The following is a 16,857-nucleotide window of genomic DNA, read 5'->3' on the forward strand; positions in this document are numbered from 1 at the left end:
TATTAGACTTTCCCAACTTCGTTTACAGCTTTATCCAGCAATTGGTCGTGCGTTTGCACGGTTTTTGCGTTAAGTTCATAGGCCCGATAACCACTTATAAGGTTCACCATCTCTGAAACAACATTAACGTTGGATTGTTCCAGGAAGCCCTGAGCTACTTTTCCGGTTGCCTGACGTCCATTATTCGGTGCCTGATACAGATTGGCACCTTCCTTTACTAATTCACGTTCATTATTAAATTCAACCACTCTAAGTTGTCCCACATTAGCACCATCAACTATCACATTGCCAGTGCCATCAACAGTTACTTGGCCGTCAGGCAGAGTAATCGGCCCGTTTTGCCCCAACACCTTTTGCCCCTCAGCATTTACCAATTCTCCTCTTGCATTGCGGGTAAATGTACCATTTCTGGTATAGCGTACCCCCGCTGCAGTCTGAACAGCAAAGAAACCTTTACCATCAATCGCAAAATCAAAGGGATTGCCGCTAAAGTGCATCAAACCAGTGGACTGAATAGTAGCTATTTCATCAATCACAGTGCCTACACCCAACCCGCCAATAACCGGCGCCTCCGGACCGTCGTTGATCCGCCTGATTAACACGCTGGCAAAATCCTTGGATATAGCCACATCTTTCTTAAAACCAGCCGTATTGCCATTAGCCAAATTATTGGCAATCGTATCGGCTCTGGTGGTTTCGGCAAGCATACCAGAAGCTGCTGTATAAATACCTCGAATCAATGGTATCACCTCTTTGATAGTATCGTAAAATTCTTCTGGTTCCTTAATACCACAATTTGGCTACTGCCGTTTTTATCCGGCTAAATTGCCTTTTTTTAGTGTTGTCAAAGTATCTTCCAGGCTCTCCAGTGAATCCAGTGCCTTACCAGTCCCGAGTGCCACACAGGACAAGGGATCTTCCGCTAAATAAGTAGGAATACCCGTCTCCTGATTGATAAGCTTGTCCAGACCATGAATAAGCGAACCGCCGCCAGTCATTACGATTCCGCGATCAACAATATCTGCCGCCAGTTCAGGTGGTGTCTTTTCTAATACAGATTTTACACACTCGACAATAAGTGATACAGTCTCACTCAAGGCTTCCCGTGTCTCAGCCGAGTTAACGCGCAGAGTTTTCGGTAAACCAGACACCAAATCCCGACCACGAATCTCCAGGGTTTCGTTACGGCCATTAGGATAAGCAGTAGCAATCGCAACCTTTATCTCTTCCGCTGTACGTTCACCAATCAAAATATTGTATTCTTTTTTTACATGACGAATCAGTGCTTCATCAAATTTATCGCCACCGATACGCAGTGACTCACTAACAACGATACCGCCAAGACTAAGTACCGCTACATCAGTCGTACCGCCGCCGATATCAACAACCATAGCGCCACACGGTTCAGCGATTTCAAGACCGGCACCCAGAGCGGCTGCCAGTGGTTCCTCAATAAGATAGGTTTTACTGGCACCTGCTTGCATAGCAGCTTCTAATACAGCCCTTTTTTCTACAGTAGTCACTCCTGACGGAATGCAAACCATAATTCGAGGCTTAAAAAAGAATTTCTTGCCAGCTACTTTTTGAATAAAGTGTCTGAGCATACTTTCGGTAGTGTCATAATCAGCTATTACCCCCTCACGCAAAGGACGAGTGGCAATAATGTTGCCTGGCGTCCGCCCCAACATCCGGCGAGCCTCTTCACCGATTGCCAAAATGCGGTTACTATCGCGATCAATAGCGACCACCGAAGGCTCCCGTAATACAATACCTTTTCCCTTTATGTATACTAAAACGTTGGCTGTTCCCAAATCGACGCCAATATCCATAGTTCCAAACATGTAAAATTTCAATCCCCTTTCAAGTTATCTATGCCTACCTCTAACTTGTCCTCGTATTTTTCTAAAAGAAAAAAGAGGTGGCAGTAAGATAATCACAAGTGAGTTAGATATTCTACAAATAATTTAAAAGTCCTCTATTTTTCGTCATCGATCCAGACATCTATCCTCTTTATTTACACATATTATCCTTGTTTTTCTTCTTTATATTTTTTTCTAGTAGCCTCACCACCGCGAATATGCCGTTCGGCTTTATTCATCTCAAGAATATTTTTCACCTTTACAGCCAGTCGTTTATTTATTTCCGGGAGACGTTCAATCATATCTTTGTGGACTGTGCTCTTGCTTACCCCAAATACTGATGCGGTTTGCCGTACTGTATGCTTGGTTTCCATGATGTGATTGCATATATCCAGAACCCGCTTGCGAATGTATTCTTTCATCCATTCTCTTCCCCCTCGCGCCCGTCCTTTTAACTCTTTGATACCATGTATATGCGGTGGACGGGGGAAGAAGAACAAAAAACAGCCCCCCGGTTAAGCCAAGCACTCGTAAATCGCTACGACTAGCTTTGCTGCATACCGAGGGACTGTGACAGTATTTTGCTACTTTATTCCGGAATTTTGAGAAAACACTTCGTAAGGGTCAAGGTATTGTTCCTTATCTGGCGTCTGAACAGCCAAGTGCAAGTGTGACTCAGGCTCAGATAGGGTAATTCCCATAGATCCGATCGGTCTCCCTAGATTTATTATTGTATTTTCTTGCACAGCAGCACTGGCAAGCGAGCTATAAGAAATTAGGTATCTATCACTTTTAACAACTACCGTCAAACCATATTGTTTGTCAGTATATATGTCAATTACTTTACCACTTACTAAGGCTGGCACGATCTGTCCTTCTTCACCAGCAATATCAACACCATTATGATATCGCCAATCCTGGTATAGGGGATGAAGCTGCCAGCCAAATTTCTGCGTGATTATACCGCTCCATAACGCACGAATAGCTTGACTATTTGTAACTGTACGACTATCATCGGCAACTGCTTCCTCTGACGCAGCAACGCTAGGCGATGATGTTGAAGGTTGGATAGTGACAACAGGGTCTGTTAACAGGGAATTAGAAGCTGCGGTCTGGTCTGGCTGCACAGCTTCTGATACCGGCGCCGTTTTCGCTGCTGGTGGCTTTGCAACCGGTTCTAGCGTACTAATAACGGCAAACATGAGCAGCGCCGCTATTGTCAATAATAGTCCGGCTGTTAATACCTGACCCAAATAACCAGCATGTACTATCTTAGCAAAAATTTTTCTAGGCATATAATCACCTCATGGATAGTATGCCCAGTTATGGCAGGTATTAAAACCCGCGTTCCTTTAGGAGCCATGAATGTTTTTTATAGCTGTCCCAGTATAATAATATGTTAGAATTTGCCGAAAATTGCGGTTTTGCTTTGCCTGACCATTAGCCCCATACTGACATAAACCAACACCATGACCATAGCCGATGGTTTTAAATATTAACTTATCGCTGGCTGCCTCCACAATAAAATTGGCTGAACGCAATTCCAATTGCTGGCGAACTTCAAGTCCTGTTAATGTTTTTGAGCCAATTCTCACTCTATTGACCCTGCCTGAATTGGTATAATCAATAATGCTAACAACATCAGCACTTCTGCCCCCCTGAGCAGCTGCCATAATACCAGCATCTGTGCCTAAGCGGGCTTCTAGTTCGACAAGCGATATCGCTTTAGTATCCTGATACCGTGGCGACAACTGATCCCAACTGCAGGCTACACTTTGAAGATAGGGATATTCGAATCCCCATACCTCCTTGGCACTTGCAGTGCGTTCCCCGCTAGTGGAATGAAATACCGCATTAATGGGTTCTCCTTGATAGGTAATTATCAGGCCTTGAGTCTGATTTACTGCCTGGCTGATTCTACTCCAATATTTTCCATAATTTTCTCCCCATTTTTCTTTTAACTTGGTTTCATTATACCAGGCCTGACTGTCTTTATAGTCGGTAGTGACGTCAGCGCCAGGATGTTCTTGGCTACCTGCGCCACCGAATATTGCCATATGCTTTACCGCATAGGTTCGTGCCGCCACCGCTTGTGCCTTGAGTGCTTCTAATTCAAACTCAGCAGGCATTTCAGCAGCGACTACTCCTTTGACATAATCCTCGAGATTCATCGCAACAACCTGATTGATTTCATGCATATATACTTTTATGGTAACATCCTCACCCAGCATAACAGCAGACTTGTTGACCGCCATTTCCCTGTTTGTATTTGATATACTTAGCACTACGATTGACGGAATAGCAATAACTGCGACAATCACAAGCAATACACTGTAGATGGCTATATAATACCGCACCCTCTCACCTTCTTTACAGCAACTCAATTACACCGGTTTCTATCCCTATATTCATACTATGCAAACAAGCTCCACGCTATGAGTCAATAGAGGAGCTATATGAAAAATATAAAGCGAGATTGCTTCCACTACGCCCGCAATGACCGTTGAGTTTCTCCTCAAAGGTCATTGCGAGTAATAGCGAAGCAATCTCGCTTGCGTTTACTGTATAATTATATAATTAGTTCAGCTACGTGACTAGCAATCTATACGTTCGATATTAGCACCAATGCTCCGAAATTTTTCCACTAAATTGTCATAGCCACGGTCAATATGATGAATATAGCCAATCTCGGTTTGGCCTTCAGCAACCAGACCTGCCAACACAAGCGCCGCACCTGCTCTAAGATCAGTAGCCTTCACTGGACAACCAGTAAGGGCTCTCACACCCTCTACCACAGCGCTGCGACCATCAATTTTAATCGACGCCCCCATCCGTTTCAGTTCGTCAACATGCATGAATCGATTTTCAAAGACGGTTTCGGTTACAATACTGGTTCCTTGTGCCACCGTCATAAGCGCCATAAATTGAGCCTGCATATCTGTTGGGAAACCAGGATAAGGTAATGTTTTAATGTCAACTGAACGAATACTACCGTTACTGCAGACTCTTACGCCATTTACGTCTTCTTCAATGGTAACGCCAGCTTCTTTTAGTTTAGCAATCACTGGTTTTAGGTGCTCTATTAACGCATTTTCCACATAAACATCGCCACCGGTGATCGCTGCAGCTACCATATAAGTGCCTGCTTCAATTCGGTCAGGAATAACACAGTGACAAGCACCTTTTAGTTCACTGACACCTTCAATTCTTATCATCTTGGTGCCAGCACCACGGATATTAGCGCCCATATGATTAAGCATATTGGCCAAATCCACAATCTCTGGCTCTTCTGCCGGGTTCTCAATAATGGTCTTACCTTTGGCCATACTTGCTGCCATCATAATATTCTCAGTAGCACCAACACTAGGAAAGTCCAGGTAAATCCTGGCCCCTTTTAAGCCATTTGGCGCTTTGGCTTCGATAAAGCCATGACCCATTACAATTTCAGCGCCTAATGCTTCAAACCCTTTTAAGTGTAAATCAATTGGCCTAGTGCCAATCGCGCAGCCACCAGGCAACGAAATTTTAGCGCAACCTTCTCGTGCTAACAGCGGCCCCATAACCAGAAAAGAGGCTCGCATTTTTCTTACAAGCTCATAGGGTGCTTCGCAGGTTGCTATAGTAGTGCTGTCAACATAGAACGCACCTGGTTCAATTTTAACCGCCGCGCCCAAGTGTGTGAGCACCTCGGCAATTGTGCGGACATCTTCTAAGTCTGGTATTTCTTCCAGGGTGCTAGGACTTGTCCCTAGTAGTGTTGCGGCAATTACCGGCAGCACTGCGTTTTTAGCTCCGCTGACTTTTACTGTGCCAGAAAGCCTATTGCCCCCTCGAATAATTAATTTTTCCACAAAATTTCCTCCCACCACAGCGGTAAGTACAATGCATAAATTCCCTAACCTAGTTTATCATTACCGTGGTAGCTAACGCAAGAGCTCCTAATCATATAATTACTTTAAATATAGCCGTTACTTTCATTTTTGCCAGTATTTAGGCTCGTTATTCCATGTAAATTATGGTGAGCAAAGAAAAAGATTGCGACGCTAACGTCGCAATCCAATTATTACAATAGCCCGATTATTTTTTTTCTGCGACCTTAAGACGCACTATAGCACGTTTTAGCGCTACTTCAGCCCGCCGAACATCAATACCTGACGCAGCTTCGGCTTCCTTTAAGCGCCTCTCGGCACGTTCTTTGGCAGATTCGGCACGGTCAATATCAATTTCTTCTGGTAACTCAGCGCAGCCTGCCAACACAGTTATCTTTTGGGGGCGAACTTCAATAAAGCCACCACACACGGAAAACAGGCTCTCGCCTTCGTCTGTCTGAATTCTCAGCGGCCATATCTCAAGACCGGCAATTAAAGGTGCGTGACCGGGAAGAATACCCAGATCACCGTCAGTGGCTCTGGCAATAACCATATTGACGTCTGCGGAATAGACCATCCGATCAGGAGTAACAATATCCAGCCGAATTTTATTGGCCATGTATTATTCCCCCTTCATCTTCTGAGCCTTTTCCACTGCTTCCTCAATAGTTCCTACCATATAGAAGGCCGTTTCCGGCAAATCATCATACTTACCGCTCAGAATTTCTTTAAAACCACGAATGGTTTCTTTAAGCGGTACATATTTACCTGGAGTGCCTGTAAAGGCTTCAGCTACGAAGAACGGCTGGCTTAGGAATCTTTGAATTTTTCTTGCCCGGGAAACAGTCAGTCTGTCATCATCAGACAATTCTTCCATACCCAAAATAGCAATAATATCTTGCAGTTCTTTATAGCGCTGCAGAACTTCCTGAACACCGCGAGCAACCTGGTAGTGATCTTCGCCCAGTACATGCGGATCCATAATCCGGGATGTAGAATCCAGCGGATCAACAGCAGGATAAATACCAAGCTCAGCAATCTGGCGTGACAGTACTGTAGTGGCGTCCAGATGGGCGAAAGTCGCCGCAGGCGCCGGGTCAGTCAAGTCGTCAGCAGGCACATATACGGCCTGTACTGAGGTAATAGAGCCTTTTTTGGTAGAAGTAATCCGTTCCTGCAATGCACCAACGTCTGTACTCAAGGTAGGCTGATATCCTACCGCCGATGGCATCCGGCCTAAGAGCGCCGAAACTTCGGAACCAGCCTGAATAAAGCGGAAGATATTATCAACAAACAACAGCACGTTCTGCCCAGCAACATCGCGGAAATATTCGGCCATAGTAAGGCCGGTAAGCCCTACCCGCATTCTAGCTCCAGGCGGTTCATTCATCTGACCGTAAACAAGCGCCGTCTTATCAATAACGCCTGATTCAATCATTTCATTCCAAAGGTCATTACCCTCACGGGTACGTTCACCTACACCGGCAAATACGGAGTAGCCGCCATGCTCTGTGGCGATGTTGCGGATAAGTTCCATAATGAGTACTGTTTTACCTACACCAGCACCGCCAAACAGGCCAATTTTGCCGCCAAGTGAATAGGGAGCTATGAGGTCAACAACCTTGATGCCTGTTTCCAGTATTTGCGTCGAAGTTTCCTGATCTTCAAACTTCGGTGCCGGCCTGTGAATAGGCCAATACTCATCAGCAACCACTGGTTCTGGATTTTTATCCACTGTTTCACCAAGTACGTTAAATACCCGGCCTAATGTACCTTTACCAACTGGAATTTTAATTGGTGCCCCGGTATCTACCGCCTTCATGCCGCGAGTAAGACCGTCAGTAGAAGACATAGCTACGCAGCGGACGGTATTGTCGCCCAGGTGCTGCATTACTTCCGCAGTCAGCTTAACTTGAACATCGCCAACTGTTTCGTCAATTGTGACAGCGTTATATATGGCAGGCAGTTTTTCCGGGGGGAACTCAGCGTCAATAACAGGACCGATAACTTGTATAATTCTACCGATATTCACGGGGTTTCCCCTCCTTAACTTCTTAGAACCATCTACTTAAGTGCCTCGGCACCGCCCACGATCTCGGAAATTTCCCGGGTAATGGTGGCCTGACGAACTTTGTTGTAGTTTAAGGTCAGTTTGGAAATGAGTTCTTGCGCGTTATCAGTAGCCGATCCCATAGCAGTCATACGAGAACCCAGCTCGCTAGCAGCAGATTGTAACAGTGCTCCATAAATGACTGTTTCCAGGTAACGCGGTAAGAGTAAATTAAGAACCTCATTAGCTGACGGTTCAAAAATGTACTCAGTCTGGGGCATTTCCTCCCCCTCGCCAACTTCAGCTACCGGCAAAAGCTTAATTGTTGTTGGCTTCTGATTAATTGGTGAATAAAAATGAGTATATGTCAGATAAATTTCATCATATTCACCTGTTGCAAATTTATCAGCCATGAGCTCAGCCAGCTTGGCAGCATCCTGATAGGATGGTCTTTCCGAAAAGCCGGTGTACTCGCCATCAATGGTATAACCCCGCCGCTTAAAATAGTCACGGGCCTTACGACCTACAGTAACCAATCTGGCGTTATCTTTACCGCGTACTTGCGGCAAAACCTCTTTAATTAGGTTAGACGAATACGCCCCAGCCAAGCCTTTGTCAGCACTTAATACCAAATATCCAATGTGCTTTATTTCCCGCACCGCCAAGAGCGGATGGGAAGCATCACGGGCATTGGCCGCCACACTGGCCAATACTTCTCTAACCTTGTGAGTATAAGGCTTACTGGCAATAGCCCTTTCCTGCGCCCGACGCAGCCGGGCTGCAGCCACCATTTTCATGGCTTTGGTTATCTGTTGAATATTCTTTACGCTCTTGATGCGGCGGCGAATATCTCTGGCGCTAGCCATGTATTATCACCTCGCCGCTTCAACTTTGACAAAAGTGTCTTTAAACTCTTTAACAGCTTTTTTAAGAGCTGCCTCAGTCTCAGTGTCAAGATTCTTCTTGTCTCTAATAGTTTTAGGCACTTCCGCGTAGTTGCTGCGCATGAATTTGAGGAGGTCTTGTTCAAACTTAGTTACATCCTCAATTGGCACGTCATCAAGGTAGCCATTAATACCACAATAAATAGATAAAACCTGTTCTTCAACCGCCAACGGCGCATATTGTGGCTGCTTCAAAATTTCCATCATCCGTTGACCGCGATCTAGTTGTGCCTTAGTAGACTTATCAAGGTCAGAACCGAATTGAGCAAATGCCGCGAGTTCGCGGTATTGCGCCAGATCTAGACGCAAGCGTCCTGCAACCTGTTTCATGGCTTTAATCTGAGCGGAACCACCGACACGGGATACTGACAGGCCTGCATTAATGGCCGGACGAATACCGGAATAGAACAGCTCGCCTTCCAGGAATATCTGGCCATCAGTAATGGAGATTACATTTGTTGGTATATAGGCCGATACGTCACCTGCCAAGGTTTCAATAACCGGCAGAGCCGTAATAGAGCCGCCGCCTAACTCGCTCGACAACTTGGCCGCCCGTTCTAAGAGACGGGAGTGTAAGTAAAATACATCGCCTGGGTACGCTTCGCGTCCGGGAGGACGACGAAGTAAGAGCGACATAGCACGATATGCTGTAGCATGTTTGGATAAATCGTCATACACGCAAAGAACTGCTCCGCCTTTATACATAAAGTACTCGCCCATAGAAACACCGGCATAAGGTGCCAGGTACTGAAGCGGTGCACTGTCAGAGGCAGTAGCGACTACAATAATGGTATATTCCAAGGCACCAGCCTCTTCCAGGGTTTTTACAACCCGGGCAACGGTCGATGCTTTTTGGCCTATAGCGACGTAAATGCAAATTACGCCGTGGCCTTTTTGGTTAATAATGGTATCAACCGCAATGGCTGTTTTACCTGTACCACGGTCACCGATAATGAGCTCGCGCTGGCCGCGACCAATAGGTACCATGGAGTCAATTGCCTTAATACCTGTTTGCAATGGTTCTTTAACAGACTGTCGGTCAGCAATACCAGGCGCACGGTATTCAACTGGGCGAAACTCAGTAGTATTAATTGGACCTTTACCATCAATAGGCTGACCAAGTGCATTGACAACCCGACCAACCATGGCTTCCCCTACAGGAACCTGCATGATGCGTCCGGTGCGGCGCACGGTGTCGCCTTCTTTAATCTCAATTTCACCGCCTAAAAGTACAGCGCCGACATTGTCCTCCTCTAAGTTGAGAACCATGCCAAATACTTCATGCGGAAATTCTAATAATTCGCCGGCCATAGCCTTTTCCAGGCCGTGAATCCGGGCGATACCATCGCCTACTTCGATAACTGTGCCAACATCATCAACATTGAGGTCTACCTGATAATTCTCAATCTGTTGTTTAATGATAGCCGTTATTTCTTCTGGCCTCATTTTCATATCTCGTATGTCACCCCAATCATAAAGTCTACAGCAAGGCGGCTCAAGACGTAAGCAGTCTTATTCATCAGATACTATCACTACACTGCAACGGCTTGATTCGTGAGTAGCGCTGCTTTCATCACTTTAAGCTGGCGCTCTACACTGCCATCAATCAGTTTATCACCGATTTTGACAATAATTCCACCGATCAGTGTCTGGTCCAGGGTTGTCTTGAGCACAATATTTTTGCCGGTAACTTTGCTAAGTTTAGCCGCTAACGCCTCAAGCTGCTCTGCGCTGAGTTCTTTGGCTGTAAAGACTTCGGCCTCGGCAATATTTCTGGCTTCATTGGCCAAGCGAATGTATTCGCTAATAATGGCCGGTAACGCTGGTTCACGTCGTTTATCAATTAAGAGCAATAAAAAGTTTTGGACAAAACCGTCCAGATCTCCGGCAAAAATTCGGTTAATTGTTTCCTTTTTAGCCGGAGCCGGTACCAGTGGATGATACATAAGCGTAGTCAAATCATCATGTCCGGCAATGGTGGCTTGCACCAACTTAAGCTGTTTTTCCACTACATCCAGCATAGCCTTTTCGTTTGCAATTTCATACACAGCTTGTGCGTATTTAAGTGCTAACTTATTGGTTAGCATGGCAGACCACCAATTTTCTTGCCATCAAGATTATTGATAAAATCATCAACAATTCTGGCGTTAGCTTGTTCGTCCATATTCTGGGCAATAATTTTGGAAGCAGCAGCAACAGCAAGCGTCACAACCTCGCCTTTAAGTTCGGCAATAGCTTGTTCTCGTTCGCGGGCAATTTCTTCCTGGGTGGCCTTTAAGAGCCGCGAACTTTCTTCACGGGCCTCTTTAAGAATTTCTTCTTTGGTCTGTTCAGCCAGCTTGGCGGCCTTTTCAACAATAGTCTGTGCCTGAGTACGTGCTTCAGCCAGTTGAGCAAGATACTCCTGCTTGAGTTTCTCAGCAGCTTGCTTTTCCTGTTCAGCCGTTTCCAGACTATCAGCAATTTTGGCCTGCCGGTCAGCCAGCGCCTGCATTAGCGGTTTATATGCCACTTTTGTTAAAATAGCAACAAGTATAAGAAAATTTATAATTTGCGCTATAAGCGTCGCATTCAAATCAACCAATTGAGGGCCCCTCCTCTTTCCGGCGTATAAGGGGAGCGCTAGCAGAAGGCATAATGCGTCCTGCCAGTCGCCCGATAACGCTTAGATTACTTAATGAATGGATTGGCAAATACTAGTACAATCGCAATAACGGCAGCAATAATAGGAATAGACTCGATCAAACCTACAGAAATCAACATGTTTACGAGAATAGTTCCTTTTGCTTCTGGTTGTCTTGCCATACCCTCAATTGCCTTGGCGGTTACTGCACCGTCACCAATACCGGCACCAATGGCGGCAAGACCAATAGCTAAACCAGCACCAATAGCAGAAGCCGCAATAATAATAGCTTGTTCCACAGAAAATTCCTCCTTTTTGTTTGTTCAGTTATAGACTTTCAGAGTAAGCTAAAAACTAGTGTTCATTTTTCAATGAGTTGGACAGATACGACATGGACAACATGGTAAAAATAAATGCCTGAACAATGCCAACAAACACGCTAAAGGCCAACCACGCTGTCGGAATAACATATGGCACTAACATACCCAAAATAATGAGCAGAATCTCGCCTGCCAGAATGTTGCCAAATAGACGAAAGGATAGGGTAATCGGTTTCGCCAGTTCTTCAATAATGTTGATAATAACAAAGGGGATATAGGGTTCAAAAAAATGTTTAATGTACCTACCGGCTCCCTTTTCCCTGATACCGATAATATGTACCAAGATAACAACCATCAAGGCCAATCCTAATGTTGTATTGATATCATTGGTTGGTGAGGTAAATCCTGGCACCAAACCTAATTCATTGCCAACAACAAGGAACAAGAACAATGTGATAATGAGCGGTGCCATTTTTCTGCCTTTTGGCCCCATTGTGTTATCAATTTGGTCTAGCAAGGCGGTAACAGCCATTTCCAGGAAATTTTGCCAACCCCGAGGAACAAGCGCTGCCCGGCGGGTGGCGATCACTGCGAAGATAATGACAATTGCCATAGTCAGCCATGTCATAGTTAAGGTGTCCATATTAAAGGTAAGTCCGGCAAAATGTGCCAGCTTATGACTGCCAATCTCATGGCCTCCTCCACCATGTCCCATATTCATTTTCACTCCTTTCTACGAGTTTATTTTGGACTTTCCTAAATTTGTTATAAGCCCGGAAACCACAATACCTACGGCATTCAGAAAAAGCACTATATGAAGTGAGAATAACCCCACTACTGCCGCCCAAAAATCAATACCTGGTAGATGGACTGATAAAACCAGCATCGAAATCATAAAGCCATACCTGAGCAACCAGCCTGTACGCATTGATGCCACTGCTTGTCCGGGAGGTAATTCAGCACTTTTTTTTATCCGGCGGCACATGAGCAAAAAATAAAACAGACTGCTTGTCCAACCAGTCAACAAACCCAATAAAATGCCAATTCTACCTGATACCAAAGTGCTAACAGTTATAAATAAACCCCAAGCCAAAAGGTGCAGCAATACTCGCCGCACGTGACTAGTATAGTTGTTGGAAAACTCCATTTTGAGCAAAAATAACACCCTTTATGACTTGACAATTTTTTTGTAGGTAGCCCATAATCCGGCCAGCATGCCTAGTACAATTCCTGACACAGTAAACCAGGGGAAAACACCACAGTAGTTATCAGCCCAGCGCCCTAAAAACAGTCCTACCGCTACCGTAGCCACTGTAGTAAGACCTATGTTCGCTGCCACGCTAAGCGCCGACCATGTCCCATCAGGTTTTCCCGGCATAGCTTCACCTCTTATAAACCTGTTAGCTATTCGTTGCTTATTATAACCAAATAGCAACAAGTTATCATTTTATGCAATAAAACGTCAAAAGGCTAACATTCATTTTATATGTTCTATACTGTACACAATAAATCCTGCAATTATGTTACAGAAAACAGTAAAAATTTCATTAATTTGAATAATTTAAAACAATTTTGTTACTTACTGCTAGCCACAAATTCATTTGGCAGAGTCGAAATCAAGTTATGCCTATATAAAATAGCATTCACAATTCGACTGGACGCCTTGCCATCTCCATAGGGATTTACGGCACTTGTCATACGCTGATATTCTTTATCATTCACAAGCAATTCGCGGGTCTCACTATATACCCGTTCCTTGTCTGTGCCGATAAGCTTAACCGTGCCAGCGGTTACTGCCTCTGGGCGTTCGGTGGTATCACGTAAGACTAGCACTGGTTTACCAAGGGCTGGTGCTTCCTCCTGGATTCCACCCGAATCAGTAAGGATCAAATAGGATCTGGCCATAAGGTTAGCAAACGGCTGGTAATCAAGCGGATCAATCAAATGTACGCGACTAAGCCCACCTAGTTCCTCCTGAACAACCTGCCGTACCAGCGGATTTTTATGTACAGGAAAAACAATTTCAACATCGTCAAAACCATCAGCAATAGCTTTTAATGCCTGATAGACATGTCGCATGGGTTCACCTAGGTTTTCCCGGCGATGGGTAGTAACTAGAATAACTTTCCGGCTAACATAGTCAATACTTTGCAATAACGGGTCAGTAAAGGTATACGCCGCGTCAATGGTAGCTTTCAGCGCATCAATAACGGTATTGCCTGTCACGAATACTGTTTGGGGATCTACGTTTTCCTGCAGCAGATTTTGTCTGGCTGTACTTGTCGGCGCAAAATGAATATCGGTTAATGCCCCTGTCAGCTTACGGTTGATTTCCTCAGGATATGGCGAATACTTATCACCAGTACGCAGTCCTGCTTCGACATGGCCGATTACAGTCTGGTGATAAAAGGCAGCCAGCGCACCGGCAAAGGTCGTCGTCGTATCGCCATGAACCAGGACAATATCCGGTTTTTCCTCGGCCAATACCTGGTTGAGACCTTGCATCGCCCGGCAGGTAATGTCAAACAAGGTTTGACCCTGGCTCATAATGTCTAGATCATAATTGGGAGTAATCTTAAATAGACCGAGTACTTGGTCTAGCATCTCCCGGTGTTGGGCCGTGACTGCGACTACCGGCGTTATGTATTCGGGGTGTTTTGCTAATTCGAGTACAACAGGTGCCATTTTTATGGCTTCAGGTCTTGTGCCAAAAACAGTCATAACTTTAATGCGTGACATAAAAAACTCCTTCCGCTGGTAACAAGTGGTGTTTTTCACTATCTCCTCTGATAAATACAAGGCGGGCAAAATGCCCGCCTATTAGTACATATTTTGTTTGAAAATCGTTTTTAATGGCTTTTCACTGAATCACTAGGTTTAAGCACCCCGTCATTATTACTTAGCACACCAATTTTTTTGGCACCAAGGCAGGCCACAATAATAATTGCCAGAATAATTAACGCGGCATAGGATTTGCTGACTTCAGTAAGTGCAATGGCGCTCACTCCTAAGAAGCCGCTGATTACATACATCAACAGTACAGCCTGTTTCTGACTTAACCCCATGGCAAGAAGCCGATGGTGCAAGTGTCCTTTATCTGGTTTAAAAATTGGACGGCCATTCATATAACGACGAATAATAGCAAAGGCAGTATCCATGATCGGCAACCCTAATGCTACGATAGGAACTACTAGCGCAATGGTTGCCGCACTTTTAACAGCCCCTAATATGGAAACAGCAGCTAACATATATCCCAAAAACATGCTGCCAGTATCACCCATGAAAATCTTGGCTGGATTAAAGTTATGCTGCAGAAAACCAAGCGCACTACCAGCCAATGCAGCTGTCAAAATGGCTACTGTCCATAAATTTTGTTCTACCGCCACTAAGAGAATGGTAAGTGAAGCAATAGTCGATACCCCGGCAGCTAAGCCATCCAGGCCATCAATCAGGTTAACCGTATTGGTAAGTCCGACTACCCACATAATCGTAATCGGAATGGCTAAATAATTAACATAAATCATATCGCCAAACGGATTAGTCAACCACTCGATTCGGACATCAAAGAGTACCAGCACAACTGCCGCCATAATCTGGCCTAACAGTTTTACCTTAGCTGACAGCTGTATCATATCATCAATAATACCTACTGCCAAAATGACAGTACCACCTAACAATAATCCTAAAATCTCATGGCTAATATGCATGCTGGACAATACAGCAAGCACGAAGCCAAAATATATTGCCAATCCACCCATCCGGGGAATTGGAATAGTATGCACTTTACGGGCATCAGGGGCATCCATAGCTCCTGCCTTAATGGCCAAGTCCTTGACCTGCGGCGTGATAAAGTAAGCTGCTGCCAAAGCAACTGTAAAAGCCACTACATATGTTTGCATATGCTAACACCTCATTTCTACACAACATTCATTGTAACTCCCTGTGCGAAAGTTGTCAATCTAAAGCAAACGAAGAAATAGGCCTGCAATTTCGTATTGTACGAATACTACTGACAATATCCTTTGCGACGCAGCTTATTCACATGCCTTTCAACAAGCGCGGGTATATTTACAGCATGCCGCTCAGCCAAAATATACATCATCGTAAAACAGCATTGGGCCACATCCAATAGCTCCAACGCCGCTCCTTTGTTAACCTCGTCAACAGCAAGACACTCTTGCTCACCTGACGCGCCAGCATGTTTGCCAAGAAATTGAGTGAGTTCCCCAAGTTCTTCCTGAATTTTGCACACAGTAGTCAATAGTGTAACGTCAGCAAGCTGAAGGTGTGGTAAACTAATATATTTGTAGTTGCCACCATGGCGATTTTTTATCGTAGTTATGCGATAGTTTTGACTGTTATCATAGGAGTAGCCTTTGTCCACTAATTTGGTAAGGTGCTCACCAATCAGACTGTCGGCATCAATTGTAAAGCAGTCTTCCATGACAAAAATCATTGTCACACAGGTTTGTGCTACATCCAATAGCTCTTCTTTGACATCAGCTAGTAACTCTGAAGCCACTGGCTGTTTTGCTAGTTCCTCCGGACTTAGTTTCTCCCATAACATAAATTTAAGTACAGCACGGGCTAATTCTCCGGCTTCTTCCATAGCCTTTAACAAAGTCGATTCCAGTGTAGGCGTAAGGTTATTGAGTTTTGGCAAATAAATATCTTCTACCATCGAACTCCCCTTTTATTAGCCGAAACAGTCATATGCTATTGCTGCTTCAGCAATTAACTGTTCAGCCAGTTTGTCAGGATAGCTATACTGATAGACAATTCGTGCAATACCAGCATTTATCAAGATTTTGGTACAGGACGAGCAAGGTTGATGAGTAGAGTAGATTGTTGCGCCACGAATAGGAACCCCATACATAGCAGCCTGAACCACCGCGCTTTGCTCGGCATGAAGCCCCCGGCAAAGCTCCTGACGTTCGCCTGATGGCACATGGTTAACAGCACGCACACAGCCAATTTCGCCACAATGGGCCAAACCGCAAGGCGCACCATTATACCCAGTAGATAAAAGGCGCTGATCTTTAACAATAACCGCACCGATCTGACGGCGCAGACAAGTTGAGCGAGTAGCAACTACTTTGGTTATTTCCATAAAATACTCATCCCAGGACGGCCGGACAAATTCTTGGTTATCAGTCATCGATACTACCCCCTTGGCCAAACAGTGTACTAAC

Annotated in this window: 20 protein-coding genes; all 20 read right to left on the reverse strand. The window is 44.9% G+C overall.

Annotated elements, in window-relative coordinates; genetic code table 11:
• Nucleotides 1–2 precede the first annotated feature (2 nt).
• Entirely contained in the window at nt 3–740 is a 738-nt protein-coding gene (gene flgF, locus ACZ449_RS15645) for a flagellar basal-body rod protein FlgF (RefSeq protein WP_464256997.1), read from the reverse strand.
• A gap of 72 nt (nt 741–812) precedes the next feature.
• On the reverse strand, nt 813–1,841 hold the full coding sequence (mreB, locus tag ACZ449_RS15650; RefSeq protein ID WP_464256998.1) for a rod shape-determining protein MreB: 1,029 nt from the start codon (nt 1,839–1,841) through the stop codon (nt 813–815).
• 182 nt (nt 1,842–2,023) lie between these two features.
• The gene (gene spoIIID / locus ACZ449_RS15655) at nt 2,024–2,281 is read right to left on the reverse strand and encodes a sporulation transcriptional regulator SpoIIID (RefSeq protein ID WP_464256999.1); all 258 of its coding nucleotides are present in this window, start codon (nt 2,279–2,281) and stop codon (nt 2,024–2,026) included.
• Nucleotides 2,282–2,443: 162 nt separating this feature from the next.
• Entirely contained in the window at nt 2,444–3,154 is a 711-nt protein-coding gene (locus tag ACZ449_RS15660; RefSeq protein ID WP_464257000.1) for a peptidoglycan DD-metalloendopeptidase family protein, read from the reverse strand.
• A gap of 57 nt (nt 3,155–3,211) precedes the next feature.
• Entirely contained in the window at nt 3,212–4,216 is a 1,005-nt protein-coding gene (gene spoIID, locus ACZ449_RS15665) for a stage II sporulation protein D (protein WP_464257001.1), read from the reverse strand.
• A gap of 237 nt (nt 4,217–4,453) precedes the next feature.
• On the reverse strand, nt 4,454–5,710 hold the full coding sequence (murA, locus tag ACZ449_RS15670) for a UDP-N-acetylglucosamine 1-carboxyvinyltransferase (RefSeq protein ID WP_464257002.1): 1,257 nt from the start codon (nt 5,708–5,710) through the stop codon (nt 4,454–4,456).
• 226 nt (nt 5,711–5,936) lie between these two features.
• Nucleotides 5,937–6,347 (reverse strand): F0F1 ATP synthase subunit epsilon, encoded by a 411-nt coding sequence (locus tag ACZ449_RS15675; RefSeq protein ID WP_464257003.1) that lies wholly within the window; start codon nt 6,345–6,347, stop codon nt 5,937–5,939.
• A 3-nt stretch (nt 6,348–6,350) separates the two neighbouring features.
• Nucleotides 6,351–7,760 carry a F0F1 ATP synthase subunit beta gene (gene atpD / locus ACZ449_RS15680; protein ID WP_464257004.1) on the reverse strand — a complete coding sequence of 470 codons (1,410 nt, stop codon included), beginning with the start codon at nt 7,758–7,760 and terminating at the stop codon, nt 6,351–6,353.
• Between the two features lie 32 nt (nt 7,761–7,792).
• On the reverse strand, nt 7,793–8,644 hold the full coding sequence (gene atpG / locus ACZ449_RS15685; protein WP_464257005.1) for an ATP synthase F1 subunit gamma: 852 nt from the start codon (nt 8,642–8,644) through the stop codon (nt 7,793–7,795).
• 6 nt (nt 8,645–8,650) lie between these two features.
• Nucleotides 8,651–10,174, reverse strand: a complete 1,524-nt coding sequence (atpA, locus tag ACZ449_RS15690) for a F0F1 ATP synthase subunit alpha (protein ID WP_464257006.1) — start codon at nt 10,172–10,174, stop codon at nt 8,651–8,653.
• Between the two features lie 80 nt (nt 10,175–10,254).
• Nucleotides 10,255–10,809 carry a F0F1 ATP synthase subunit delta gene (locus ACZ449_RS15695; protein ID WP_464257007.1) on the reverse strand — a complete coding sequence of 185 codons (555 nt, stop codon included), beginning with the start codon at nt 10,807–10,809 and terminating at the stop codon, nt 10,255–10,257.
• Complete coding sequence (gene atpF, locus ACZ449_RS15700) at nt 10,803–11,306, reverse strand: F0F1 ATP synthase subunit B (protein ID WP_464257008.1); 504 nt, start codon at nt 11,304–11,306, stop codon at nt 10,803–10,805. The genes ACZ449_RS15695 and atpF overlap by 7 nt, the downstream gene beginning before the upstream one ends.
• A gap of 86 nt (nt 11,307–11,392) precedes the next feature.
• Nucleotides 11,393–11,644: a F0F1 ATP synthase subunit C gene (gene atpE, locus ACZ449_RS15705; RefSeq protein WP_075757102.1), complete on the reverse strand. Its 252-nt coding sequence runs from the start codon at nt 11,642–11,644 to the stop codon at nt 11,393–11,395.
• A gap of 55 nt (nt 11,645–11,699) precedes the next feature.
• On the reverse strand, nt 11,700–12,380 hold the full coding sequence (gene atpB / locus ACZ449_RS15710; protein ID WP_464257009.1) for a F0F1 ATP synthase subunit A: 681 nt from the start codon (nt 12,378–12,380) through the stop codon (nt 11,700–11,702).
• An 18-nt stretch (nt 12,381–12,398) separates the two neighbouring features.
• Nucleotides 12,399–12,812 carry an ATP synthase subunit I gene (locus ACZ449_RS15715; protein WP_464261884.1) on the reverse strand — a complete coding sequence of 138 codons (414 nt, stop codon included), beginning with the start codon at nt 12,810–12,812 and terminating at the stop codon, nt 12,399–12,401.
• Nucleotides 12,813–12,833: 21 nt separating this feature from the next.
• Nucleotides 12,834–13,043, reverse strand: coding sequence for an AtpZ/AtpI family protein (locus tag ACZ449_RS15720; protein ID WP_464257010.1), 210 nt, complete (start codon nt 13,041–13,043; stop codon nt 12,834–12,836).
• A gap of 197 nt (nt 13,044–13,240) precedes the next feature.
• On the reverse strand, nt 13,241–14,404 hold the full coding sequence (wecB, locus tag ACZ449_RS15725; RefSeq protein ID WP_464257011.1) for a non-hydrolyzing UDP-N-acetylglucosamine 2-epimerase: 1,164 nt from the start codon (nt 14,402–14,404) through the stop codon (nt 13,241–13,243).
• Nucleotides 14,405–14,514: 110 nt separating this feature from the next.
• Nucleotides 14,515–15,564 (reverse strand): glycosyltransferase family 4 protein, encoded by a 1,050-nt coding sequence (locus ACZ449_RS15730; RefSeq protein ID WP_464257012.1) that lies wholly within the window; start codon nt 15,562–15,564, stop codon nt 14,515–14,517.
• Nucleotides 15,565–15,671: 107 nt separating this feature from the next.
• Nucleotides 15,672–16,346, reverse strand: a complete 675-nt coding sequence (locus tag ACZ449_RS15735; protein WP_464257013.1) for a nucleoside triphosphate pyrophosphohydrolase family protein — start codon at nt 16,344–16,346, stop codon at nt 15,672–15,674.
• 15 nt (nt 16,347–16,361) lie between these two features.
• On the reverse strand, nt 16,362–16,823 hold the full coding sequence (locus ACZ449_RS15740; protein WP_464257014.1) for a deoxycytidylate deaminase: 462 nt from the start codon (nt 16,821–16,823) through the stop codon (nt 16,362–16,364).
• Nucleotides 16,824–16,857 lie beyond the last annotated feature (34 nt).

This window comes from Desulfosporomusa polytropa, from assembly GCF_055380075.1.